The organism is Microbacterium sp. CIAB417 (genome assembly GCF_022788845.1).
The window spans coordinates 1-928 of the sequence record NZ_JAHZUT010000028.1; the positions used below are offsets into that span (position 1 = coordinate 1).

1 rRNA gene is annotated in these 928 nt (G+C 55.4%); it reads right to left on the reverse strand.

Going from position 1 to position 928, the window contains the following annotated elements:
- Positions 1–10: 10 nt before the first annotated feature.
- A 16S ribosomal RNA gene (locus tag KYX17_RS31570) occupies positions 11–928 on the reverse strand; the annotation flags it as partial.

Below are 928 nucleotides of genomic sequence, written 5' to 3' on the forward strand. Positions count from 1 at the left end.
TGCTCCTTAGAAAGGAGGTGATCCAGCCGCACCTTCCGGTACGGCTACCTTGTTACGACTTAGTCCTAATTACCGATCCCACCTTCGACGGCTCCCTCCACAAGGGTTAGGCCACCGGCTTCAGGTGTTACCGACTTTCATGACTTGACGGGCGGTGTGTACAAGACCCGGGAACGTATTCACCGCAGCGTTGCTGATCTGCGATTACTAGCGACTCCGACTTCATGAGGTCGAGTTGCAGACCTCAATCCGAACTGGGACCGGCTTTTTGGGATTCGCTCCACCTTACGGTATCGCAGCCCTTTGTACCGGCCATTGTAGCATGCGTGAAGCCCAAGACATAAGGGGCATGATGATTTGACGTCATCCCCACCTTCCTCCGAGTTGACCCCGGCAGTATCCCATGAGTTCCCACCATAACGTGCTGGCAACATAGAACGAGGGTTGCGCTCGTTGCGGGACTTAACCCAACATCTCACGACACGAGCTGACGACAACCATGCACCACCTGTTCACGAGTGTCCAAAGAGTTGACCATTTCTGGCCCGTTCTCGTGTATGTCAAGCCTTGGTAAGGTTCTTCGCGTTGCATCGAATTAATCCGCATGCTCCGCCGCTTGTGCGGGTCCCCGTCAATTCCTTTGAGTTTTAGCCTTGCGGCCGTACTCCCCAGGCGGGGAACTTAATGCGTTAGCTGCGTCACGGAATCCGTGGAAAGGACCCCACAACTAGTTCCCAACGTTTACGGGGTGGACTACCAGGGTATCTAAGCCTGTTTGCTCCCCACCCTTTCGCTCCTCAGCGTCAGTTACGGCCCAGAGATCTGCCTTCGCCATCGGTGTTCCTCCTGATATCTGCGCATTCCACCGCTACACCAGGAATTCCAATCTCCCCTACCGCACTCTAGTCTGCCCGTACCCACTGCAGGC